The 19,953-nt window shown below is 71.1% G+C and carries 19 protein-coding genes and 2 pseudogenes; 3 read left to right on the top strand and 18 right to left on the bottom strand.

Features of this window, described 5'->3' with window-relative positions; all coding sequences use genetic code 11:
* Positions 1-60: 60 nt before the first annotated feature.
* From AFB00_RS20200 to kdpA, 3 genes are all read right to left on the bottom strand, one after another.
* Positions 61-675: a potassium-transporting ATPase subunit C gene (locus AFB00_RS20200; RefSeq protein WP_068798505.1), complete on the bottom strand. Its 615-nt coding sequence runs from the start codon at positions 673-675 to the stop codon at positions 61-63.
* 2 nt (positions 676-677) lie between these two features.
* Entirely contained in the window at positions 678-2,777 is a 2,100-nt protein-coding gene (gene kdpB, locus AFB00_RS20195) for a potassium-transporting ATPase subunit KdpB (protein WP_068798504.1), read from the bottom strand.
* A gap of 128 nt (positions 2,778-2,905) precedes the next feature.
* Positions 2,906-4,570 carry a potassium-transporting ATPase subunit KdpA gene (kdpA, locus tag AFB00_RS20190; RefSeq protein ID WP_068798503.1) on the bottom strand — a complete coding sequence of 555 codons (1,665 nt, stop codon included), beginning with the start codon at positions 4,568-4,570 and terminating at the stop codon, positions 2,906-2,908.
* A gap of 443 nt (positions 4,571-5,013) precedes the next feature.
* Here kdpA and AFB00_RS20180 point away from each other — a divergent pair, with 443 nt between their 5' ends.
* Entirely contained in the window at positions 5,014-6,075 is a 1,062-nt protein-coding gene (locus tag AFB00_RS20180; protein WP_068800491.1) for a magnesium and cobalt transport protein CorA, read from the top strand.
* 201 nt (positions 6,076-6,276) lie between these two features.
* On the opposite strand, the gene AFB00_RS20175 is transcribed toward AFB00_RS20180, so the two are convergent.
* From AFB00_RS20175 to AFB00_RS20140, 9 genes are all read right to left on the bottom strand, one after another.
* On the bottom strand, positions 6,277-7,473 hold the full coding sequence (locus tag AFB00_RS20175) for an HAAS signaling domain-containing protein (RefSeq protein ID WP_068798501.1): 1,197 nt from the start codon (positions 7,471-7,473) through the stop codon (positions 6,277-6,279).
* Positions 7,473-7,790: a PadR family transcriptional regulator gene (locus AFB00_RS20170; protein ID WP_068800490.1), complete on the bottom strand. Its 318-nt coding sequence runs from the start codon at positions 7,788-7,790 to the stop codon at positions 7,473-7,475. The genes AFB00_RS20175 and AFB00_RS20170 overlap by 1 nt, the downstream gene beginning before the upstream one ends.
* A gap of 271 nt (positions 7,791-8,061) precedes the next feature.
* Complete coding sequence (gene mutM, locus AFB00_RS20165) at positions 8,062-8,943, bottom strand: bifunctional DNA-formamidopyrimidine glycosylase/DNA-(apurinic or apyrimidinic site) lyase (protein ID WP_068798500.1); 882 nt, start codon at positions 8,941-8,943, stop codon at positions 8,062-8,064.
* 12 nt (positions 8,944-8,955) lie between these two features.
* Positions 8,956-9,711: a ribonuclease III gene (gene rnc / locus AFB00_RS20160; protein WP_083275693.1), complete on the bottom strand. Its 756-nt coding sequence runs from the start codon at positions 9,709-9,711 to the stop codon at positions 8,956-8,958.
* Between the two features lie 8 nt (positions 9,712-9,719).
* Positions 9,720-9,902 carry a 50S ribosomal protein L32 gene (rpmF, locus tag AFB00_RS20155; RefSeq protein WP_010232332.1) on the bottom strand — a complete coding sequence of 61 codons (183 nt, stop codon included), beginning with the start codon at positions 9,900-9,902 and terminating at the stop codon, positions 9,720-9,722.
* Positions 9,903-9,973: 71 nt separating this feature from the next.
* The gene (locus AFB00_RS20150) at positions 9,974-10,552 is read right to left on the bottom strand and encodes a YceD family protein (RefSeq protein ID WP_068798499.1); all 579 of its coding nucleotides are present in this window, start codon (positions 10,550-10,552) and stop codon (positions 9,974-9,976) included.
* Between the two features lie 38 nt (positions 10,553-10,590).
* Positions 10,591-11,358, bottom strand: a complete 768-nt coding sequence (locus AFB00_RS20145) for a MinD/ParA family ATP-binding protein (protein ID WP_231973999.1) — start codon at positions 11,356-11,358, stop codon at positions 10,591-10,593.
* A 334-nt stretch (positions 11,359-11,692) separates the two neighbouring features.
* Positions 11,693-11,857: a helix-turn-helix domain-containing protein gene (locus tag AFB00_RS34185; protein ID WP_231973998.1), complete on the bottom strand. Its 165-nt coding sequence runs from the start codon at positions 11,855-11,857 to the stop codon at positions 11,693-11,695.
* On the bottom strand, positions 11,829-12,461 hold the full coding sequence (locus AFB00_RS20140) for a DUF6597 domain-containing transcriptional factor (protein WP_068798497.1): 633 nt from the start codon (positions 12,459-12,461) through the stop codon (positions 11,829-11,831). Before AFB00_RS20140 ends, AFB00_RS34185 begins: the two co-directional genes overlap by 29 nt.
* 59 nt (positions 12,462-12,520) lie before the next feature.
* Here AFB00_RS20140 and AFB00_RS20135 point away from each other — a divergent pair, with 59 nt between their 5' ends.
* Positions 12,521-13,006, top strand: coding sequence for a VOC family protein (locus AFB00_RS20135; RefSeq protein WP_068798496.1), 486 nt, complete (start codon positions 12,521-12,523; stop codon positions 13,004-13,006).
* 52 nt (positions 13,007-13,058) lie between these two features.
* Here AFB00_RS20135 and AFB00_RS33475 read toward each other — a convergent pair.
* The 4 genes and pseudogenes from AFB00_RS33475 to AFB00_RS20120 form a co-directional block, all read right to left on the bottom strand.
* Positions 13,059-13,274: pseudogene (locus AFB00_RS33475) on the bottom strand (transposase); the annotation flags it as partial.
* A gap of 6 nt (positions 13,275-13,280) precedes the next feature.
* Positions 13,281-14,330: an IS110 family transposase gene (locus AFB00_RS20130; RefSeq protein WP_197519599.1), complete on the bottom strand. Its 1,050-nt coding sequence runs from the start codon at positions 14,328-14,330 to the stop codon at positions 13,281-13,283.
* A 41-nt stretch (positions 14,331-14,371) separates the two neighbouring features.
* Positions 14,372-15,655 (bottom strand): IS256 family transposase, encoded by a 1,284-nt coding sequence (locus tag AFB00_RS20125; RefSeq protein WP_068796251.1) that lies wholly within the window; start codon positions 15,653-15,655, stop codon positions 14,372-14,374.
* 386 nt (positions 15,656-16,041) lie between these two features.
* Positions 16,042-17,151, bottom strand: a pseudogene (locus AFB00_RS20120) (IS256 family transposase); the annotation flags it as partial.
* Positions 17,152-17,696: 545 nt separating this feature from the next.
* Here AFB00_RS20120 and AFB00_RS33470 point away from each other — a divergent pair.
* The gene (locus AFB00_RS33470) at positions 17,697-17,900 is read left to right on the top strand and encodes a hypothetical protein (RefSeq protein WP_156819656.1); all 204 of its coding nucleotides are present in this window, start codon (positions 17,697-17,699) and stop codon (positions 17,898-17,900) included.
* Positions 17,901-18,080: 180 nt separating this feature from the next.
* Here the strand turns inward: AFB00_RS33470 and AFB00_RS20110 are convergent, their stop codons facing one another.
* Positions 18,081-18,956, bottom strand: coding sequence for an alpha/beta hydrolase (locus AFB00_RS20110; protein ID WP_068798494.1), 876 nt, complete (start codon positions 18,954-18,956; stop codon positions 18,081-18,083).
* Positions 18,957-19,391: 435 nt separating this feature from the next.
* Positions 19,392-19,769 (bottom strand): ATP-binding protein, encoded by a 378-nt coding sequence (locus tag AFB00_RS20105; protein ID WP_083275692.1) that lies wholly within the window; start codon positions 19,767-19,769, stop codon positions 19,392-19,394.
* Positions 19,770-19,953: the final 184 nt, after the last annotated feature.

Here is a 19,953-nt window from a genome sequence, read left to right as displayed (position 1 = left end):
CTCCATTGTGCCCGGCGGGCCCGCCGGGACCGGGGGACCCGCCGGACCCGTCCGGGCCGCTCACCCGCCCGCGGTCCGCACGGCCAGGTTCAGCTCGCCGACGTTCACCCGCGGCTCACCGAGGATCCCCAGCGTGCGGCCCGCGGTGTGCTCGGCGACGAACCGCCCGATCTCGGCCTCCGGCAGCCCGGTCACCCGCGCGACGCGGGCGACCTGCAGCCGTGCGTAGGCCGGGCTGATGTCCGGGTCGAGCCCGGACGCCGACGCGGTGACGGCGTCGGCGGGGACCTCGGCGGGCGGCACGCCCTCGCGCGCCGCGATCAGGTCCCGGCGCTGCTGCACGGCCGCGACCAGCTCGTCGTCGAACCCGCCCTTGTTCGACCCGCCGGAGGTGGAGGTGTCGGCCGGGCCGAGCACCGCGTCGTCCTCGGCGGTGTTCGCGGCGGGCCGGGTGTGGAAGTACGGGTCGGCGGCGGGGTCGGCGGCGACCGGGTCGATCCCGATCACCGCCGATCCGGCACCACCGGGCAGCACCGAGCCCTCGGCCCCGGTGGACAGCCCCGGGATCCGGGACACCCCCCAGATCGCGAGCGGATAGGTGATGCCGCACAGCACGGTCAGGACGAGCAGCAGGCGCAGGCCGACCGCGGTCTGGCGGCGCAACGTGGTGAGCATTCTCAGATCCCCGGGATCAGACGGACGAGCAGGTCGATGAGCGCGATCCCGGCGAACGGGGTGACGACCCCGCCGAGGCCGTAGATCAGCAGGTTGCGGCGCAGCAGCGCGGCCGCGGAGGTGGGCCGGTAGCGGACCCCGCGCAGCGCCAGCGGGATCAGCGCCACGATCACCAGCGCGTTGAAGACGACCGCGGACAGGATCGCCGACTGCGGCGTCGCCAGTCCCATGACGTTCAGCGCGCCCAGCGACGGGTAGAGCACCAGGAACATCGCGGGCACGATCGCGAAGTACTTCGCGAGGTCGTTGGCCACCGAGAACGTGGTCAGCGCACCCCGGGTGATCAGCAGCTGCTTGCCGATCGCGACGATCTCGATGAGCTTGGTCGGGTCGGAGTCCAGATCGACCATGTTCCCGGCCTCCTTCGCGGCGGAGGTGCCGGTGTTCATCGCGACGCCCACGTCGGCCTGGGCCAGCGCCGGGGCGTCGTTCGTGCCGTCGCCGGTCATCGCGACCAGCCGCCCGGACTCCTGCTCCCGGCGGATCAGCGCCAGCTTGTCCTCCGGGGTCGCCTCGGCGAGGTGGTCGTCGACCCCGGCCTGCGCGGCGATCGCGGCCGCGGTGAGCGGGTTGTCGCCGGTGACCATGACGGTGCGGATGCCCATCGCGCGCAGCTCGGCGAACCGCTCGGTCATGCCGGGCTTGACGACGTCGGACAGCGCGACCACGCCCAGCACCCGGCCGTGGTCCCCGTGCGGGGAGACGGCCTCGGCGACGACCAGCGGCGTGCCGCCGTCGTCGGAGATCGCCTCCACGACCCGGTCCACCTCGGCCCGGTCCCCGGTGCGCACCCAGTCGAGCACCGCCGCGGCGGCGCCCTTGCGCACCACCCGGTCCGGCAGGTCGATGCCCGACATCCGGGTCTGCGCGGTGAACGGCACGAACTCCGCGACCGCCTCGCCGGCATCGGCCTCGGCCGGAAGTCCGTACTCCGCGGCACACAGCTCGACGATGCTGCGCCCCTCCGGCGTCTGGTCGGCCAGGCTGGACAACCGGGTCGCGCGGGCCAGCTCGTCGCGGCCGGTGCCGCCCACCGGGTGCAGCGCCGTCGCCCGGCGGTTGCCGAAGGTGATGGTGCCGGTCTTGTCCAGCAGCAGGGTGTCCACGTCGCCCGCCGCCTCGACCGCGCGGCCCGAGGTCGCCAGGACGTTGCGCTGCACGAGCCGGTCCATCCCGGCGATCCCGATCGCGGACAGCAACGCGCCGATCGTGGTCGGGATGAGGCAGACCAGCAGCGCGGTCAGCACCACCAGCGACGTCTGCTCGCCCGCGTAGGCGCTCATCGGGGCGATCGCGACGACCGCGAGCAGGAAGATGATCGTCAGTGCGGCGAGCAGGATGGTCAGGGCGATCTCGTTCGGTGTCTTCTTCCGGGCCGCGCCCTCGACCAGCCCGATCATCCGGTCGACGAACGACTCCCCCGGCTTCGTCGTGATCCGGACGACGATCCGGTCCGACAGCACCGTCGTGCCGCCGGTGACCGCGCACCGGTCGCCGCCGGCCTCCCGGATCACCGGCGCGGACTCGCCGGTGATCGCCGACTCGTCGACCGAGGCGATGCCGTCGACGACGTCGCCGTCACCGGGGATCGTCTCACCGGCCTCGACCACGACCAGGTCCCCGAGCCGCAGCGCCGAGCTCGGCACCCGCTCCTCGGGGGCGTTGCGGTGGGCGATCTCCGCGGTCAGACGACGGCGGGCGGTCGTGTCCCGCTGCAGCGCCCGCAGCGACGCGGCCTGGGCCTTGCCGCGCCCTTCGGCGACGGCCTCGGCCAGCGCGGCGAAGAACACGGTGAACCACAGCCACACCGCGACCAGCACCGCGAACACGCTCGGGTCGGCGATCGCGAGCACGGTGACCAGCACCGACCCGACCCAGACGACGAACAGCACCGGGTTGCGGGCCTGCACCCGCGGGTCGAGCTTGCGCACCGCGTCGGGCAACGCGGCCACGAGCTGCCTCGGTGCGAACGCACCCGCCGCGACCGGGGCCGGAGCGCCGTGCTCCGCCTCCTGCTGCTCCGGGGCCGTCGTGACGGACACGGGTTCCTCCTGGATCCGAGTAGGTTCGCGGCCCCTCGTGGGACCGGTGTCGGCTGCCGCGGACGGCGGGCTCGTCGTTCTCGCACCCGGTGCCGGGGTCCTCCCGGAGTCCGGCACCGGCCGGCCGGTCACGACAGGGCCTCGGCGATCGGGCCCAGCGCGAGTGCGGGGAAGAACGTCAGCGCCGAGACGAGCAGGACCGTGCCGCCGACCAGCCCGGCGAACAGCGGGCCGTCGGTCGGCAGCGCCCCGGCCCCGGACGGCGTCCGGCGCTGGGTGGCCAGCGACCCGGCGAGCGCCAGGACGGCGAGGATCGGCACGAACCGGCCGAACAGCATCGCGATCCCGAGCCCGGCCTGGAAGAAGTCGCTGGTCACGGTGATCCCGGCGAACGCTGAGCCGTTGTTGTTCGCCGCCGACGCCCAGGCGTAGAGCACCTCGGAGAAGCCGTGTGCGCCGTCGTTGTTCAGCGCGTCGGCGGTGCCCGGCAGCGCGATCGCGAGCCCGGCGCCGAGCAGCACGAACGCCGGCATCACCAGGATCGACAGTGCGGCGAACGTGATCTCGCGGCGGCCGAGCTTGCGTCCCAGGAACTCCGGGGTGCGGCCCACCATCAGACCGGCGAGGAACACCGCGACGATCGACAGCACGAGCAGCCCGTACAGCCCGGAGCCGACGCCACCCGGCGCGACCTCCCCGAGCAGCATGTTCAGCATCGCCAGCCCACCGGCACCCCCGGTGAGACTGTCGTGCATCGCGTTCACCGCACCGGTCGACGTGCCGGTCGTGGAGATCGCGAACAGGACCGAGCCGGGGATGCCGAAGCGGACCTCCTTGCCCTCCATCGCGGCCCCGGCGGCGAGCGCGGCCGGCCCGTTCGGGTGCGACTCGGCGAGCCACGCCAGGCCGAGGAAGACCGCCCAGATCCCGCCCATCACCGACAGCAGCACCACGCCCTGGCGGACCCGCCCGACCATGACGCCGAACGTCCGGGTCAGCGCCACCGGGATCAGCAGCAGGAGGACGATCTCGACCAGGTTGGTGAACGGGCTCGGGTTCTCGAACGGGTGCGCGGAGTTGGCGTTGAGGACGCCGCCACCGTTGGTACCGAGCTGCTTGACCGCCTCCTGCGACGCGGCCGGCGCCAGCGGCAGCGTGTGCGCCGACCCGTCGGCGGCGACGACGTCCACCCCGGCCCGCAGCGACTGGACGACCCCACCGGCGACCAGTACGACGGCGGCGACCGCGGCGAGCGGCACCATGATGCGCACGGTGCCGCGGGTCAGATCCACCCAGAAGTTCCCGAGCCGGTCGTCGGTGCGCACACCGAACGCCCGGACCAGCGCGACCGCGACCGCGATCCCCACCGCGGCGGAGACCACGTTCTGCGTGGTCAGCCCCACCATCTGCACGGTGTGGCCGAGCACCTGTTCCGGCACGTAGGACTGCCAGTTCGTGTTCGTCACGAACGACACCGCGGTGTTGAACGCCATCGCCGGGCTCACGGTGCCGGCTCCGTCGGTGCCGCGACCGAACCCGAGCGGCAGGAACGGCTGCAGGCGCTGCAGCAGGTAGAGCAGCGCGACCGAGACGAAGGAGAACCCGAGTACCCCGCTCGCATACGTCGTCCAGCGTTGCCCGGAGTCGGCGTCGATCCGGCAGAGCCGGTAGATCCACCGCTCGACCCGCCAGTGCCGGGTGTCGGTGTAGACCCGGGCCATCCAGTCGCCCAACGGCTTCCAGGCCGCCGCGAGCAGGAGCACCACCAGGCCCACCTGGGCGAGCCCGGCCATCAGAACTTCTCCGGGCGCAGCAGGGCGATCACCAGGTACACCAGCAGGGCCAGGGCGATCACACCCCCGGCGACGTTCGCGATCACAGCTTCTCCAGTCCGCGCAGGATCAGCGCGAGGACGGCGAAGCCCGCCAGCAGCAACGCGATGTAGGCCAGGTCGGCCACGACTCACTCCCTCGACCTACACCCGCCGGAGGGATCCGGCGGCCGAACGTGATCGTGCGCCGCACCGCCGCACCGCAGGACTTCCGTGACGGCCCGTTGACGCCGTACCGCGGCCGCATTGACGCGTTCTTGACGCCCGGTGACGGCCACCACCGGCGTCCCGGAGGTCGTCGCCCACCGGCCGGCCGGCAGACACCGGGCACCGCGCGCCTCCGGTGCGGCCTGGTTACCCTGCGAGCGGTCCGGATCGTCGTCCACGGACCGGGAGGTCACGAGGATGTCGTTGATCGACAACGCGGTGTACGTGGACGGCCACCGCGCGGCGGCGCCGGAGTCGGTCGACGGCGCGCTCGACGAGCTGCGGCGGTGCCGCTCCGACGGTGCCGACCGGGCCGCCGAACCGAGCCCGGGCAGCTTCTGCTGGATCGGCCTGCTCCGGCCGGACGAGCCCGAGATCGAGCAGCTCGCGGGGGAGTTCGACCTGCACTCGCTGGCCGTCGAGGACACCGTCAACGCCCACCAGCGGCCGAAGATGGAGCGCTACGGCGACACCGAGTTCATCGTCCTGCGCCCGGCGCGCTACGTCGACGCCGACGAGGCCGTGCAGATCGGCGAGGTCCACCTGTTCCTCGGCCCGGACTTCGTGATCACCGTGCGGCACGCCGTCGAGCCCGACCTGGGCGAGGTCCGGGAACGGCTGGAGAACGATCCCGAGCTGCTGGCCCACGGTCCGATGGCCGTGCTCTACGCCGTCCTGGACCGGGTCGTGGACGACTACATCCCGGTCCTCGACGGCCTGCAGGACGACATCGACGAGATCGAGGTGCAGGTCTTCCGCGGCGACCCGAACGTCTCCCGCCGCATCTACCAGCTGACCCGCGAGGTCATCGCCTTCCAGCGCGCGGTCGAGCCGCTGCAGGAGATCTTCCTGGAGCTGCGCGGCCGGTTCGGCAAGTCCGGGCCGAGCCCGGACGTCGAGCTGCGCCGCGCGATGCGTGACGTCGTCGACCACGCCACCCGGGTCCGCGAGCGCGTCGAGGGCTTCCGGGACCTGCTCGGCAACATCCTGACCGTGAACGCGACCCTCGTCGCGCAACGGCAGAACGACGAGATGACCCGGATGACCGAGGCCGGGTTCGCCCAGAACGAGCAGATGAAGAAGGTCTCCTCGTGGGCGGCGATCCTGTTCGCGCCCAGCCTCGTCGCCGGGATCTACGGGATGAACTTCGACACCATGCCGGAGCTGCACTGGGCCTACGGCTACCCGATGGCCTACGGCCTGATGATCCTGCTGGCCGTCGGGCTCTACACCATGTTCAAGATCAACGACTGGTTGTGACGCCGATGGGCCGGACGCGCTCTCCCCAGCGCACGCCCGGCCCGGGCAGCCGGCTCCCCCCGTCCGGCAGGTCCTGTCCGTCCTGGTCCGTCACACCTCGTCGTGCTGCACTCATGGAGCTTCAGCCCGCGGTTCGTCGCACTCATGGAGCTTCAGCCTCGTGTGGCCGGGCCGAAGCTCCATGAGTGGGCCGTGGCGGGCTCAGTTGCCGGGCGGGGGCGGGGGCGAGGGTGGCGCGGGGCTCGGTGCCACCGTGGCCGTGGGAGGTGGCCCCTCCCCCGCGGCCGGGGCGGGCGTCGTCCCCGGCACGGTGACGACCAGTGGCGCCGGTGGCGTGGTCACGCACCGCCCGGTGTCCGGGTCGACCTCGGTCGTCCCCCGCGGGTACGGACGGGTGTCGGTACCGTCCGCGACCGGGCCCCGATCGGTGCTGCAGACGTAGTCGTGGACCGACAGCGGCGTCCCGTCCTGGTCGAACAGGTACACCCCGGACAGCGGGCGGCCCTGCGCGTCGAACGGGCGCACGTCGCTGACGATCTCGCCGTCCTGGACCAGCCCGTTCTGGTAGACGGGCTGGGTGTTCTGCGCCTCGTCGTCGGTGAGCGCCCCGGCCGCGGCGACGACCAGACCGGCCGCGAACGCGTTCAGCGGGACGACCAGCCACAGCAGCCGGCGGTCCGCGCGGGTGCGGGCGCCCAGCACGAACGACAGCGGGATCGCCGCCAGCGCCACCAGCACCGTGATCAGCAGGGCGAAGGTGCCGTCCCGGGTCGCCAGAGCGGCGACCGCCCCGGCCGCGAGCACCGCCCGCAGCACCCACCACCCCGGCTGCAGGGCGGCGAGCACCGTCGCGGGGTCCCGCCAGTTCGGGTTCCCGGCCGGAGCCGGGCCCGGGGTACGGAGCACGGCGAGGGCGCGGACCGGACGGAGCACACCGACCGATCGCAGCAGCGGCCCGTCCGACAGGACGGGCAGGATCCCGACCGCCGCGGCCACCAGCCCGACCGTGAGCGCGAGGTAGCCCATCGGAATGCCGATCATGCCGCCGACCGCGGCGAACAACGTGGCCACCACCAGGGCGAACACGGCGAACCGGGCCGACCACCGCGGCCGGGGCTCCGCCGGTGGCGGCGCCGGGAACCCGGCGGCGGCGCGCAGTTCCGCGGCGTACGCGGCGGGTGTTCCGAGGCGGGCGTGCACCGCGGCCCGGTCGTAGTCCTGCCCCAGCTCGGACGCCAGGTCCGCGAGATGACCCCGCGCGTCCTCGACGATCTCGGCGAGCTCGGCGGACGGCAGGTCCGCCAGCGCCGACCGCAGCCCGTCCAGGTACTCGGTCGTCACCGGGTCGACGATCCGGGTCGTCTCGCCGGTGTCGCTCTCGGTGTCGCTCTCGGCCATCACGTGCCCACCAGGCCTTCCATCGTGGTGGCGAACTCCCGCCACCGCGCCGTCGTCTCCTGCAGCCGGGCCCGGCCCGGCTCGTTGATCGCGTAGTACTTCCGGTGCGGCCCCTCCTCGCTCGGCACCACGTACGAGGTCAGGAACCCCGCGCCGTAGAGCCGGCGCAGGGTGCCGTACACCGACGCGTCGCCGACCTCGGACAGCCCCGCGGTGCGCAGTGCCCGGACGACCTCGTAGCCGTAACCGTCCGCGGTGTCCAGGACGGCCAGGACCGCGAGGTCCAGCACCCCCTTGAGCAACTGGCTGGTGTCCATCGCCCCCTCCTTCTGCACGAGAGAGTACTACGCGATGCGCAGTAGTGTCGATGGCGTTGCATCCTGTGGGGCAGCGGCGCACCCCGCCCCGATCCACTCATGGAGCTTCAGCCCGGTCTCACGAGGCCGAAGCTCCATGAGTGCATGTCCGGCACCCCCGGCCCGGCGCACTCATGGAGCTTTGGCCCGGTCCTACGAGGCTGAAGCTCCATGAGTGGGAAAAGGAGAGGGAGGAAACGGGAGGGAGGAGAAGGGAAGGCGGGGCCGGGGGTCAGGTGCGGGGCGGCCGGGGGCGGGGCTGGCAGCGCGGGCAGGTGAACGAGGAGCGGTTCATGAACGCGTCGCGCCGGATCGGGGTACCGCAGCGCGGGCAGGCCCGGTCGGTCTGGCCGTAGACCGCCAGCGACCGGTCGAAGTAGCCGGACGCGCCGTTGACGTTGACGTACAGCGCGTCGAACGACGTCCCGCCCTGGGCGAGCGCCTCGGTCATCACCGTGGTCGCCGCGTCGAGCACCGCGTGACCCTGCGCCCTGGTCAGTTTCCCGGTCGGCCGCAGGCCGTGCAGGCGGGAGCGCCACAGCGCCTCGTCGGCGTAGATGTTGCCGATCCCGGAGACGACGGTCTGGTCCAGCAGGGCCCGCTTCAGCTCGGTGCGCCGCCTGCGCAGTGCCGTGACCGCCTCGTCGGCCGAGAACGCCGGGTCCATCGGGTCCCGGGCGATGTGCGCGACCGGCTCGGGCACCAGCCCCCCTCCGGCCGCGTCGACGAGCGGGTGCACCGACAGCCCGCCGAACGTCCGCTGGTCGACGAAGCGCAGTTCGGGGCCGTCGTCGGTGAACCGGATCCGGACCCGCAGGTGGGTCTCGTCCGGCCGGCCGGGGTCGGCGACGAGCATCTGGCCGGACATCCCGAGGTGCGCGAGCAACGCGTCGTCCCCCGGGCCCGCGTCGTCGAACTCCAGCCACAGGTACTTGCCGCGGCGGGAGGCGGCGGCCAGGGTGCGGCCGGTCGCCCGGGCGGCGAAGTCCCCGGCACCGCCGGTGTGCCGGCGCACCGCCCGCGGGTGCAGCACCTCGACGGCGGCGACCCGGCGCGCGAGGACGTGGTCGGCGAGCCCGCGGCGGACGACCTCGACCTCGGGAAGCTCAGGCATCTACAACGGCTTCTACGACGGAGTGCTCTGCCCGCTGTGCTCGGCCGACAGCGCACGCCACGCGATCTCCGCGGCCCGCTGCTCGGCCTCCTTCTTGGTGCGCCCGGCGCCGGTGCCCAGGTCCCGCCCGCCGACGACGGCGGTCGCGGTGAACACCTTGAGGTGGTCCGGGCCCTCCTCGTCGATCCGGTACTCGGGCACACCGTGCCCACCGGCCGCGGTGAGTTCCTGCAGGCTGGTCTTCCAGTCGAGCCCGGCACCGAGCAGCGGCGCGCTGCGCATCAGGTCGGCGAACAGCCGCATGATCAGCTCGCGCGACGGTTCGAGGCCGTGCTGCAGGTACACCGCGCCGAGGAGCGCCTCGGTGGCGTCGGCCAGGATGCTGGCCTTCGACCGGCCACCGGTCAGTTCCTCGCCGCGCCCCAGGTAGAGGTAGGCGCCGAGACCGTCGGTCGCCCCGTCGGGCGTCGGCAGGTCGGCTGCGACCCCGGCCAGCGCGTGCATGTTGACGACGCTGGCCCGCAGCTTCGCGAGCTGCCCCTCCGGCAGGTCCGGGTGGTCGCGGTAGAGCCGCTCGGTGACCACGATCGAGAGCACCGAGTCACCGAGGAACTCCAGGCGCTCGTTGGTCGGCAGGCCCCCGTGCTCGTAGGCGTACGAGCGGTGCGTGAGCGCGAGCTCGAGCAGTTCGTGGTCCAGCTCCACACCGAGTGCAGAAAGCAGAGGAGACCGGTCCGTCGCCGGACCGGTCACGCTCTTGTCGCCCACGGCTGCGATCAGGCCGGGCTGGTGACCTGCCGGCCGTCGTACTGACCACAGGTCGGGCAGGCGATGTGCTGCAGCTTGGGCTCGCGGCACGCGCGGTTCGAGCAGGCGACGAGGTTCGGCGCAGTGGCCTTCCACTGCGACCGGCGCGCACGCGTGTTGGACCGCGACATCCGGCGCTTGGGAACGGCCATGATGACACTCCTCGGTACTTCGGACGATCAGGTCTGCCCACCGCGAGCGGACTCCGTGGCGGAGCCCCGGCTCAGTCGGTGGAGGGCAGGCGCTCCTGGAGCGCCGCCCAACGAGGATCCAGTCTCTCATGCCCGTGATCGGTCGGGAGATCGACCCACCTCTCGCCGCAGTCGGCGCACAGGCCGGGGCAGTCCTCCCTGCACAGCGGAGCCATCGGGAGATCGGTGACGACGGCGTCGCGCACCGTCTGGGTGATGTCGATCCGCTCGTCGACCAGGCGCGGGATCTCGTCGGCGTCGGTGGTCTCCTCGGTCGCCGAGTCCGGGTAGGCGAACAGCTCGCCGATCCGGATCTCGACGTCGTCGACGATCGGGTCGAGGCAGCGCGAGCACTCGCCCTCGAGCCGGGCCGTCGCCGTCCCCGACACGTAGACGCCCTCGGTGACCGACTCCAGAGACAGGTCGAGCTCGACGTCGGACCCGCCGGGCACGGCGATGACCTCGGCGAGACCGATGATCTCGTCGCCCGACGGGGCGGGCACCGTCCGCCGGACGGTGCGCTGGTTACCGGGCCGGCGGGCCAGTTCCCGGGTGCTGAGGACCCACGGGTTGTCGTGGGCGCGGTCTCCGTGCGTGTGCTGCGTGTTCATGACCGGGACCACGGTACGCGTGCCGCGCCGGCCGCCGCTCAGGTGCCGAACCCGTCGGCGACGAGGGCGCCCAGTTCGAGGAACGCGTCCGACGTGGCCGGACGCAGCCGGGCCGGGTCGATCCGGCCGCCGGTCGCCAGGTGCGGGTCGTGCGGGACCCGCACCACGCCCCGGACCCGGGAGCGGAAGTGCTCCAGGATCCGGTCCGCGTCCACCTCGGCGCTCTGCCGGTCGTAGGACAGGACGACGACGGCGTCGCGCGCCAGGTCGCCCAGCCCGTGCGCGACCAGCCAGTCGAGCGTCTTGCTGGCCCGGCCCGCGCCGTCCACGGTCGGCGCCCCGACCACGACGATCGAGTCCGCCTGGGCGAGCGTGCCCTGCATCGCCGAGTGCACCAACCCGGTACCGGAGTCGGTGACGATGACGTTGAAGAACCGCCCGAGCAGCTCGCAGACCAGCTCGTACTCGTCGTGGCGGAACGCGTCGCCGGACGCCGGGTCCTGTTCGGACGCCAGCACCTGCAGGCGCCCGGCCAGGCTGGTGTAGTGCGACACGTCGGTCCAGCTGCGGATCTGGTCGAGGTCGTTGAGCAGCTCGCGGACGGTCACCCGGGAGTCACCGGTGAGCCGGTCGGCCAGCGTCCCGGCGTCGGGGTTGGCGTCGAGGACGACGGTGCGGTCACCGCGGTTCTCCGACAGGGTGAGCCCCAGGCAGGCGGAGACCGTCGTCTTCCCGACCCCGCCCTTCACCGACATCACCGCGACCCGGTGCGCGCCGGGCAGCTGGGCCCGGATGCGGTGCAGCATCGCGTCGCGGCGCTCGTCGGCGTCGCTCGGGCCGGGGTTGACCCGGCCGCCGGTGACGTCGTGCAGTACCCGCCGCCAGCCCGACCGCGGGCGGTCCGCACGCCGGTACAGGACGTCGTCCTCGCGCAGGTCGTGCTGCTCCGGTGCGGGCGGCTGCTGCCGCGGCTGCGGCTGCGGGGGCTGCGGGTACTGCGGGGCGCCCGGTCAGCTCGTCACAGGGGGTCCTTCCAGCCGGTGCCCGTAGCGCTCCCACCAGGTCGTCGGATCAGAGTCGGCCCGGCGTGCCATGAGCGGAGGGTAGTACGCCGGTGGACCGTACGGGGCATGATCGCAGTCAGCCCGCGAGCCGGGCCGCCCGGCGGGTCGCCCCCGGCGTCTCCCCCACGACGGCCCGGTAGCGACGGGTGAAGTGGGCCTGGTCGGCGTAGCCGAGGTCGGCGGCGAGCGCGGCGAGGTCGGCGTCCGGGTCCTCACGCAGCGCGGTCGCCGCGGCCTGCAACCGCCGGCAGTCGATCAGCCACAACGGCGTGAGCCCGAACCAGCCGTTCCAGGGTGCGGGGCGCGACCTGGACCTCGGCGGCCAGCTGGTCGACCCGGACGATGTCGGGACGGTCCTCGGCCAGCGCGCACGCCCGGTTGACCAGCCGCCCGGCCTCGGTGACCCGCCCGGCGACCGGCTCCAGCCAGTAGCGCACCACGGCGGCGACCGCACGGTCCGGGCCGCCGGGGGCGTGCACCGCCGCGGTCAGCTCGGCGATCGGGGCGCCGGGCATCGGTTCCGCGGTACCGGCCAGCGCGGCGGGCGGGGTGCCGGTCAGCGCCGGCGTCGCACCCGGGCGGAGCAGCAGGCCCACCACCCAGGACCGGCCCGCGAGCTCCCGCACGTCGACGACCGTCCGCGGCCCGTGCAGGTCGGCCCCCTGCGGCCCGGCCACGAGGTTGAACGACGGGTACTGCAGCACCCGTTGCGCGACGGTGCGGCCGGGCGCCAGCTCCCAGCGGACCACCCACGCCCACCGCACGAGCGGGTCGAGCCCCACCGGGAACCGCGACAGCGCCACCCCCGGCGACCCGGGATTGAGGTGCCCGCGCGAGACGACCACGCCGACCTCCTGTCGGGAATCTTCAAGAACGGCGGGGCGCCGCTGGGGAGGCTGAGCACATGACGAAGACCGCAGAACACACCGTCGACGGCCGTCCGGTCACCAGCACCTCACTGACCCCGCACCTGGTGGTCGGGTCCGCGAGCGCGGCGATCGAACTCTACTCCGCGGCGTTCGGGGCCCGGGTCGCCTCGGTCACCGAGATGGGCGGCGTCGTCGCGCACGCCGAGCTGGAGCTGCCGTCCGGGCGGCTCACCGTCGGCGACGCGATGCCGGGCTACGGCCTCGTCGCCGCACCGGCCGGTGACCACCCGGTCAGCATGTCGCTGGCGATCTACGTGCCGGACGCCGACGCTGCGGTCGCCGTGCTGGCCGCGGCCGGGTCGACCGTCCGGGAGCCGCTCGCGACGTTCGTCTCCGGGGACCGGTTCGCCTCGGTCGTGGACCCCTACGGCGTGCGCTGGTCGGTGATGACCCGGGTCGAGGATCTCTCCCCGCAGGAGAGCGAGCGCCGGGTCGCCGCGTGGGCGGCCGAGCAGGGCTAGGGCATGTCTCCCAATGGGTCTGTAACAGGAACGGTGGTTCCGGCGTTGTTGGTCAGTAGTGCTCGGCGGACGGCCAGCGGTCACCGAACGTGATCGCGAAGGCGTTGATCACCGGCTTCCAGCGGATCGTCCACCGTGCGCGGCCTCGCCCGGTCGGGTCGAGGCTGCGGGTCACAAGATACAGGCATTTCAACGCGGCCGCCTCGCTGGGGAAATGCCCTCGCGCCCGTACCGCTCGGCGGTAGCGGGCGTTGAGTGATTCGAAGCTCTCTTGTCAAGCAGCAGCTGCGGAGCTGGTCGGTGTGGTCGCCGTGGAGCGTCTTGCGTCGGTCCACATGTGTCTGATGATGATGTTCGCGAGCTGCCGCTTGTGGCTTCGCCGAGCCTCACGTTTTGTCTTGTTGTCGGTGACCCGTTTCGCCATGTACTCTTTCGCCGGCGGGTGGCATCGGACTTGCGTGACGTGCACGATGTGCAGAACAGAGTTGACAGCTCGATTGCCGCCGAGGTCGAGTCGGTGCCGACGGGCCGGCCCGTGACCTTCACCCGACGAGAGGGCGACGGGCGCGATTCCGCACCAGCGTGCAAACTGGGCCTCGGTCGTGAACCGGCACGGATCGCCGATCTCGACCAGAAGATCCATGGCTGTGACCACGCCGACACCGCGGACCTCTGTGAGGGTGCAGCCAAGGTCGCTGAGGAGGGCGGGAATCTGTCGGTCGAGTTCCTTGATCCGCGCCGTCAGGGTGATGATGTCGTTCAGGCTGGCCGCGAGCCGGTCGAGCTTGAGCCGCTCGGCTGGGCTGAGCAGATCGGGGTTCGCGACGCCGTCGACCAGGGACTGGAGCTGCGGGAGAACGCGGCTGGTCGAGGGCAACGTGGCGCGGATGGCGACGGGGAGCGTGACGAGTACTGCTTCGGACTCGGTGAGCAGCCGAACACGCTGCAGGACAAGAGATTCACGCCAGTCGCGGATCACCGTGAGCGTCTGCCATGTCGGGCTGGGCGCGGTGTGCTTCCCGGCCGGAGGCAGCTCGGGGTCGCTGAGGGCCTCTCGGGCGATGGCCTCCGCGTCCTCGGCGTCGGTCTTGGCCCGACGACGACGCTTACGCCGCTCCGCGGTGCGGTTGGCTTGGACTTCGCGCACGTCGTAACCCGCGGCCGCGAGCGCGAGGACCAGCGGCTGGCCGAGAAATCCCGATCCTTCGATGCCGATCCGGTCGATCGTCAGCTCGACACCGAGCAGGAACGTCAGCAGCTCATCGATACCGCCCTTGGTGATGGAGAAGGACTTGTTGTCGACCACGCCGCCTGAGCCTGTCACGGTTCCCGTGTAAGCCACGGGTGACTGATGTGGTTAAGCTATCACAGAGGAAGTCGTCCAGGGAAGAGGACGACCAGGGTGTTCAGGGCTGTTTTCCAGCCATGTGTTCCGGTTCCGGACTCACCTCCTCTCTTGCTCGGAATGTTCCGCAGGCCGAGGTAGAGTAGCTTCATCGCCGCCTCGTCCGACGGGAAGTGCCCGCGAGTCTTTGTGATTTTCCGGAGTTGGAAGTTGATGGATTCGATGGTGTTGGTGGTGTAGACGATCCGCCGTAGTTCGGGCGGGTAGTCGAGGAACGGAATGAACTCGTTCCACGCACGACGCCAGACGTCGAGCACTCCCGGGTACTGTCGTCCCCACTCGGTGTCAAGATCCTTCAGGGCGAGCTCGGCGGCCTCGACGGTGGGCGCGGTGTAGATCGTCTTCATGGACTTCACGATCTTCTTCCGGTCCTGGTAGGACACGAACCGCATCGCGTTGCGGATCACGTGCACCACGCATGTCTGGACGACGGCGTCGGGGAAGACGCTGGTGATGGCTTCAGGAAGACCACTCAGGCCATCGCAGCAGGCGATCAGGATGTCGCGCAGCCCGCGGTTGCGCAGCTGGGTGAGCACCGCGTGCCAGAACTTCGCGCCCTCGGTCTCGGCGATCCAGCAGCCCAGCGCGTGCTTGCGGCCCTCGACGTCCACGCCGATGACCAGGTGCGCGCTCTTGATCGTGACCGCGGCCTTGTCCCGGATCTTGATTCGGATACCGTCGATATAGACGATCGGGTAGACCTCGTCGACCGGCCGATTCCGCCAGATCTCGATCTCGTCGGTCACCACATCGGTGATGTTCGAGATCAGTTCCCGTGACGCCTCCACCCCGTACACTTCGAGCAGGTGCGCTTCGATGTCGCGGGTCGACATTCCGCGGGCGTAACAGGAGAGCACCAGCTCGTCGATCTGGCCGACCCGACGGGCGCGTTTCGGCACGATCTGCGGCTCGAACTCGCCATTCCGGTCCCGCGGCACGCTGATCGTCACCGGCCCGTTCGTGGTCGACACCTTCTTGGTAGCGCTGCCATTACGCGAATTGCCGGTACCGTGTCCGGCGGGGTCGTCGCGGTCATAGCCGAGGTGGTGGGTCATCTCGGTCTGCAGCGACCGTTCGAGCACGGCCTTGGTCATCTGGTTGAGCAGTCCGTCGACGCCGTCGATCGGGGTACCGGCGGCCTTCGCATCGGCCAACAGCGCGTCGATCGCCGACGGGTCGAGCGCCTCGGCAAGCCGGCGGGCAGCCGCGGTCTCACCGTCGGGATCGGGTTGGTTCTCGCTCACGTGGGTGTCCCTCCCGACCGCCGTGTTGATCACTGCGGTCGATCTTGGTCCACCCGCGGCTTACACGGCTCGCGTGACACGCCTCGCCGCGCCTCGATGATCGAGGACTGCGATGGTAGCCGTATTCTTGTGAGGATCGATCCCCGCGACACCGTGTTCGTGCGTCAACACTTGTTCCCGTCTGCGTGGCCTATCGTGGACAGCGCAGGCCCGCGGTGTCGGCAGATCTGGGTTGAGTCAGGCAGGCTCTCTTCAAGCCAGGCACCGCGGGCCTGCGCTCACGCGGCCAGCCCGACACTTCGAATCGAAGACAGCCTCACGGCGTCAATAGCGTTCAGAGTCAGGGCTGGCCGCCTCGAGCATCGGCCGGGGAAGCAACGCCCTGACCGACTCCTTGATCTAAACACCCAGATCGCGTTCGTCGAACACAACACGGCACGGATCTCGGCATCGTAGTCGAGGAACGGAACGAACTCGGTCCAGGCGTTGCGCCACAACCGGATCATCGCCGGATAAGTGCGACCCCATTTCTCGTCGAGGTCATCGAGAGCAGCGAGAGCGGCGTCGGCGGTGGGGGCCGTGTAGATCGCCCGAATCCCTCGCTTGATCGCATCGGTGTCACGCCGCGACGTCAACCGGAACGAGATCCTGATCAAGTGCACGATGCATGTCTGCACGATGGTCTGTGGCCACACGTTCTCCACCACCTCGGGCAGGCCTTTCAACCCGTCGCAGACCAGGAAGAACACGTCCCGCATGCCGCGGTTACGCAGGTCGGTCAGCACCCCCAGCCAGAACTTCGCGCCCTCACCACCGGAGCCGGCCCACAGGCCCAGCACGTCCTTGCGGCCGTCGACGGTGACCCCGATCGCCGCGTAGACGGGCCGGTTGGCGACCTGCCCGTCGCGGACCTTCACCATGATCGCGTCCACGAAGACCGCGACGTACACCGCATCGAGTGGCCGCGACACCCATTCCTGCATCTCGGCGATCACCGAGTCGGTGATCCGTGAGACGGTCTCCTTCGACACCGACGCCCCGTAGATCTCCGAGAAATGCGCCGAGATCTCCCCGGTCGTCAAACCCTTCGCGTACAGCGACAACACGATCTCATCGACATCCCCCAACCGCCGTTGCCGTTTCCGAACGATCTGGGGTTCGAACGTCGAGTCGCGGTCTCTCGGCACCTCGATCTCGACCTCCCCGACAGCATCGGAGATCACCGTCTTCGACCGGTGACCGTTCCGGTTGTTCGTCGATTCCCGGTCCGGGTCGGCCCGGTTCTTTGCATGCCCGAGGTGCTCGGTCATCTCCTCCCCGAGCGCAGTCTCCAGAACGTTCTTGGTGAACAGCTTCAACAGCCCATCCGGGCCGGTCAGCTCCAGGCCGCGTGCTCGCGCGTCGGCCACCATCGCCGCCGCGGCGGCCTGCTCGGGCGAGAGCTGACGCCCTGAACCCGTCTCATCCTTGGCTGAACCCACAAGGTCCGATGTCATCACTCACAGTGCCCATCCCACCGGACCCGAGCCCGGCGTGTCGGGCCGGAACCACCGTTCCTTGCACAGGCCCCCCGGCTGGGCAAGCTGCGGGCCGGTGCGCGCGTAGTCTCGGTCGCGTCGGCACTCCCGGCTACGGGCAGGATCGTCGAGGGGCTTGTCGGCCAGGCGCTGCTCGTGGTGCTGGGCGAAGGGTGGAGGGACCCGGTGCTGTACACGACGTCCACAGTCTTTCCCGGCGTCACGTCCTTTCCCGGCGTCACACCGTGATCGGCCTCAACGAGTGGGACCGGGCCGCCGTCGAGCTGTACACGCGTTTCCGGGCCGGGGAGGTCACCCCCGACCAGATGATGGCCGAGTTCCCGCCGCTCTGGCGGTGCCGCTCACGAGTTGACCCTCTGGACAGTGCCGCGGCGTGGCGGAGCATGGTGGATCACGCGGGATACTTCGTGTGGGCCTCCGGGGACCCCAGTGCCCGGCGAGCTCGGCGTCCACTCGGAGCCCGCCGGCTGTTCCGGGGCGCTACGGCCGAGCGACGGTTCGGGATGTCCTGGACAACGAAACCGGCGATCGCCCGGGACTTCGCGCTCAACCGGCAGCCGGACGGAGTTCACCACGGCCAGGTGTGGGTGGGGATGTTCGCCTCGGCGCAGTTGCTCGCCTACCTCGGCGACGAACGCGAGTACCTGGTGGCGGCCGCCGGCGCCGACGTCGTGTCCTGGTCCCCGGGCAACGGCAGGTGGCGGTAACACGGAGGTCGACCTGACCCGCGAGCAGTCCATCAACGCCGAGCAGCTCATCGGCAAGGACGTCATCGCCCGGCCGCCGAACGACACGATGGTGTGGCTACGCGAGGCCGCACGCGCTGCTCAGTGATCGAGTCCGCAGCAAGCTCGGGCTGTGGACCACGCGGGCGGGCCCGCGGGCGTCTACGCCGGGCGCGAGTGGCAGACCTTGAGGTAGTCCAGGAACGAGGCCTGCAGCCCGGTCGAGTGGGTCTCCCGCAACAGCGCCCGGGTGACGTCCGGCGCCCGGTCCGTGCGCAGTAGCCGGTCGACGACGTCGAGCACGTTCTGCGCCAGCCTGCGGGGGAACGCGATGTCCCCGAGTGCCTCGAGCTCGTTCACAGTGATGTGCAGCCGCGGGGCGAGCGGATCCGCGGGACGTGCCGGGAGGGCGTCGATCATGGCGAAGATCCGGCTGTCGGGGGTGAGGACCCCCGGGCTGCCCGCGCCGACGGCGGAGAACGGGGCCGCGTCGCGCAGCCACGCGTAGAGGGCGAAGAGACCGCCGTAGGAGTAGCCGAAGAGCCCGTGCCCGGAGTCGGCGACGCGGAACCGGGACTGCAGGTGCGGGTGGAGATCGTCGGTCAGGAAGTCGAGGAACAGATCAGCCCGGGTGTCGGTGAGCTCGGCGAGGAAGGCGTCCATCTCCTGCTGGGACATCGCGCCCGAGTCCCGGGCCGCCTCGAGGGCGGGCACCATGTCATCGGAGACGGGCTCCCCCGGGGGTACGAAGTCGCGGTTGCGCAGCTGCACCCAGTGCTCGGCGGCCTCGCCCGCGTAGCCGATGCTGACCTGGATGTAGGGAGCCAACGTCAGGTAGGGGTCGGTCTGGACCGTCACCAAGGGAGCGGTGAATCCCACGGCCCCGTTGCCGTCCAGCACGTAGATCAGCGGCAAGGGCTCCGTGGACTCCGCGTAGCCGGGCGGGGTGGTCACCCAGATGCCGTAGCTGCGCCCGGACTGCGCGGTGAGCTCGAAGTAGTCGGTGTCGGCGAGACAACCGTGCAGCATGCTGCTCATCCAGTGTCCTTTCGTGACGATGCTGTGCCACGTCGTGATGCGGCAGCCAGCCACGTCACACGACGGGTGTCCAAGCCAGTGTCTGTCGTGATCGACCCGCGGGCAGCGGCAGACGGTCGCCCGTGGAGCCCGTATCACGCGACATCGGTCGCAGTCGTGCCCGTCGCGGCTCGGCTCGCTGCCGACGACGCCGCCCGCCGACTCCCCTGCATTACCGGTGCACGGCGCACCACTTCCCGACACCCGCGGCAGCGACTCCACCGACCCGCGCCGGACGGCCCGGCGAACTATTCAGTGTTCAACCCGCCGGGCCTGGGGTGACGCGATGCCCAGGCATCGGGTCGACACTGTCCATCGCCTGCCCGCATGAGATGGACCTATGCGCCGTGATCCGCGGTTTCTCGTGCGTGCGGACGGGGGCGAGGTTGGCTGACGTCAGCTGAGGTCGGCCCAGATGGTCTTGCCGGTGGTGGTGCGTTCGACACCCCAGGAGCTGACGGCGTCGACGATGGCCAGACCGTTCCCACGGGGGTGTCCGAGTCGGGACCGTCCGACGGTGAGCATCGCCGCGAGATTGGTGTCGGCGACCTCGATACGGATGCGGTCGGGCTCGGTGACGGTGATCCGCACGATGGCCGAGCCGCCGCCGTGTTCGGCGGCGTTGGTGATCAGTTCGGTCGCGACCAGCTCGGCGTCCAGCGCCCGATCGGGATCGGTAATGTGGCGCCGTAGCCAGGCCCGTACCTGGGCGAGTTCACCCGGCCCGCACGGGTCGAGGCGCAGCGACGGCTCCGGGTCGGTCGCTGATGTCACCAGGCCTCCTCCGGCCGGTGCGTGACCGGCATCAACACCGCCGCCGTGGATCGCCGCCATGCGGCGCGGTATACCCCTCCGGTGGGGTGTCCACTCCCCACCCCGGGACGAGAGAATCGGGCACACGGTCGGGAAGATGTCCCGGTCGGGGAGGACGGTGCGCGTGACTGGGGGGGTCTGACCT

It is taken from the genome of Pseudonocardia sp. HH130630-07, from assembly GCF_001698125.1.
Classification (GTDB): domain Bacteria; phylum Actinomycetota; class Actinomycetes; order Mycobacteriales; family Pseudonocardiaceae; genus Pseudonocardia.
The sequence above is the reverse complement of the archived record's forward strand: the minus strand, read 5'-3'. Positions and strand labels throughout refer to the sequence as shown.

Bases quoted from the DNA above. Each gene is read 5' to 3' on its own strand.
- AFB00_RS20200 (WP_068798505.1), bottom strand. From the start codon at position 675: ATGCTCACCACGTTGCGCCGCCAGACCGCGGTCGGCCTGCGCCTGCTG.
- kdpA (WP_068798503.1), bottom strand. From the start codon at position 4,570: ATGGCCGGGCTCGCCCAGGTGGGCCTGGTGGTGCTCCTGCTCGCGGCG.
- AFB00_RS20180 (WP_068800491.1), top strand. From the start codon at position 5,014: ATGTCGTTGATCGACAACGCGGTGTACGTGGACGGCCACCGCGCGGCG.
- AFB00_RS20175 (WP_068798501.1), bottom strand. From the start codon at position 7,473: ATGGCCGAGAGCGACACCGAGAGCGACACCGGCGAGACGACCCGGATC.
- AFB00_RS20170 (WP_068800490.1), bottom strand. From the start codon at position 7,790: ATGGACACCAGCCAGTTGCTCAAGGGGGTGCTGGACCTCGCGGTCCTG.
- mutM (WP_068798500.1), bottom strand. From the start codon at position 8,943: ATGCCTGAGCTTCCCGAGGTCGAGGTCGTCCGCCGCGGGCTCGCCGAC.
- rpmF (WP_010232332.1), bottom strand. From the start codon at position 9,902: ATGGCCGTTCCCAAGCGCCGGATGTCGCGGTCCAACACGCGTGCGCGC.
- AFB00_RS20150 (WP_068798499.1), bottom strand. From the start codon at position 10,552: ATGAACACGCAGCACACGCACGGAGACCGCGCCCACGACAACCCGTGG.
- AFB00_RS20145 (WP_231973999.1), bottom strand. From the start codon at position 11,358: ATGCTGCACCGCATCCGGGCCCAGCTGCCCGGCGCGCACCGGGTCGCG.
- AFB00_RS20135 (WP_068798496.1), top strand. From the start codon at position 12,521: ATGACGAAGACCGCAGAACACACCGTCGACGGCCGTCCGGTCACCAGC.
- AFB00_RS33470 (WP_156819656.1), top strand. From the start codon at position 17,697: ATGTCCTGGACAACGAAACCGGCGATCGCCCGGGACTTCGCGCTCAAC.
- AFB00_RS20110 (WP_068798494.1), bottom strand. From the start codon at position 18,956: ATGAGCAGCATGCTGCACGGTTGTCTCGCCGACACCGACTACTTCGAG.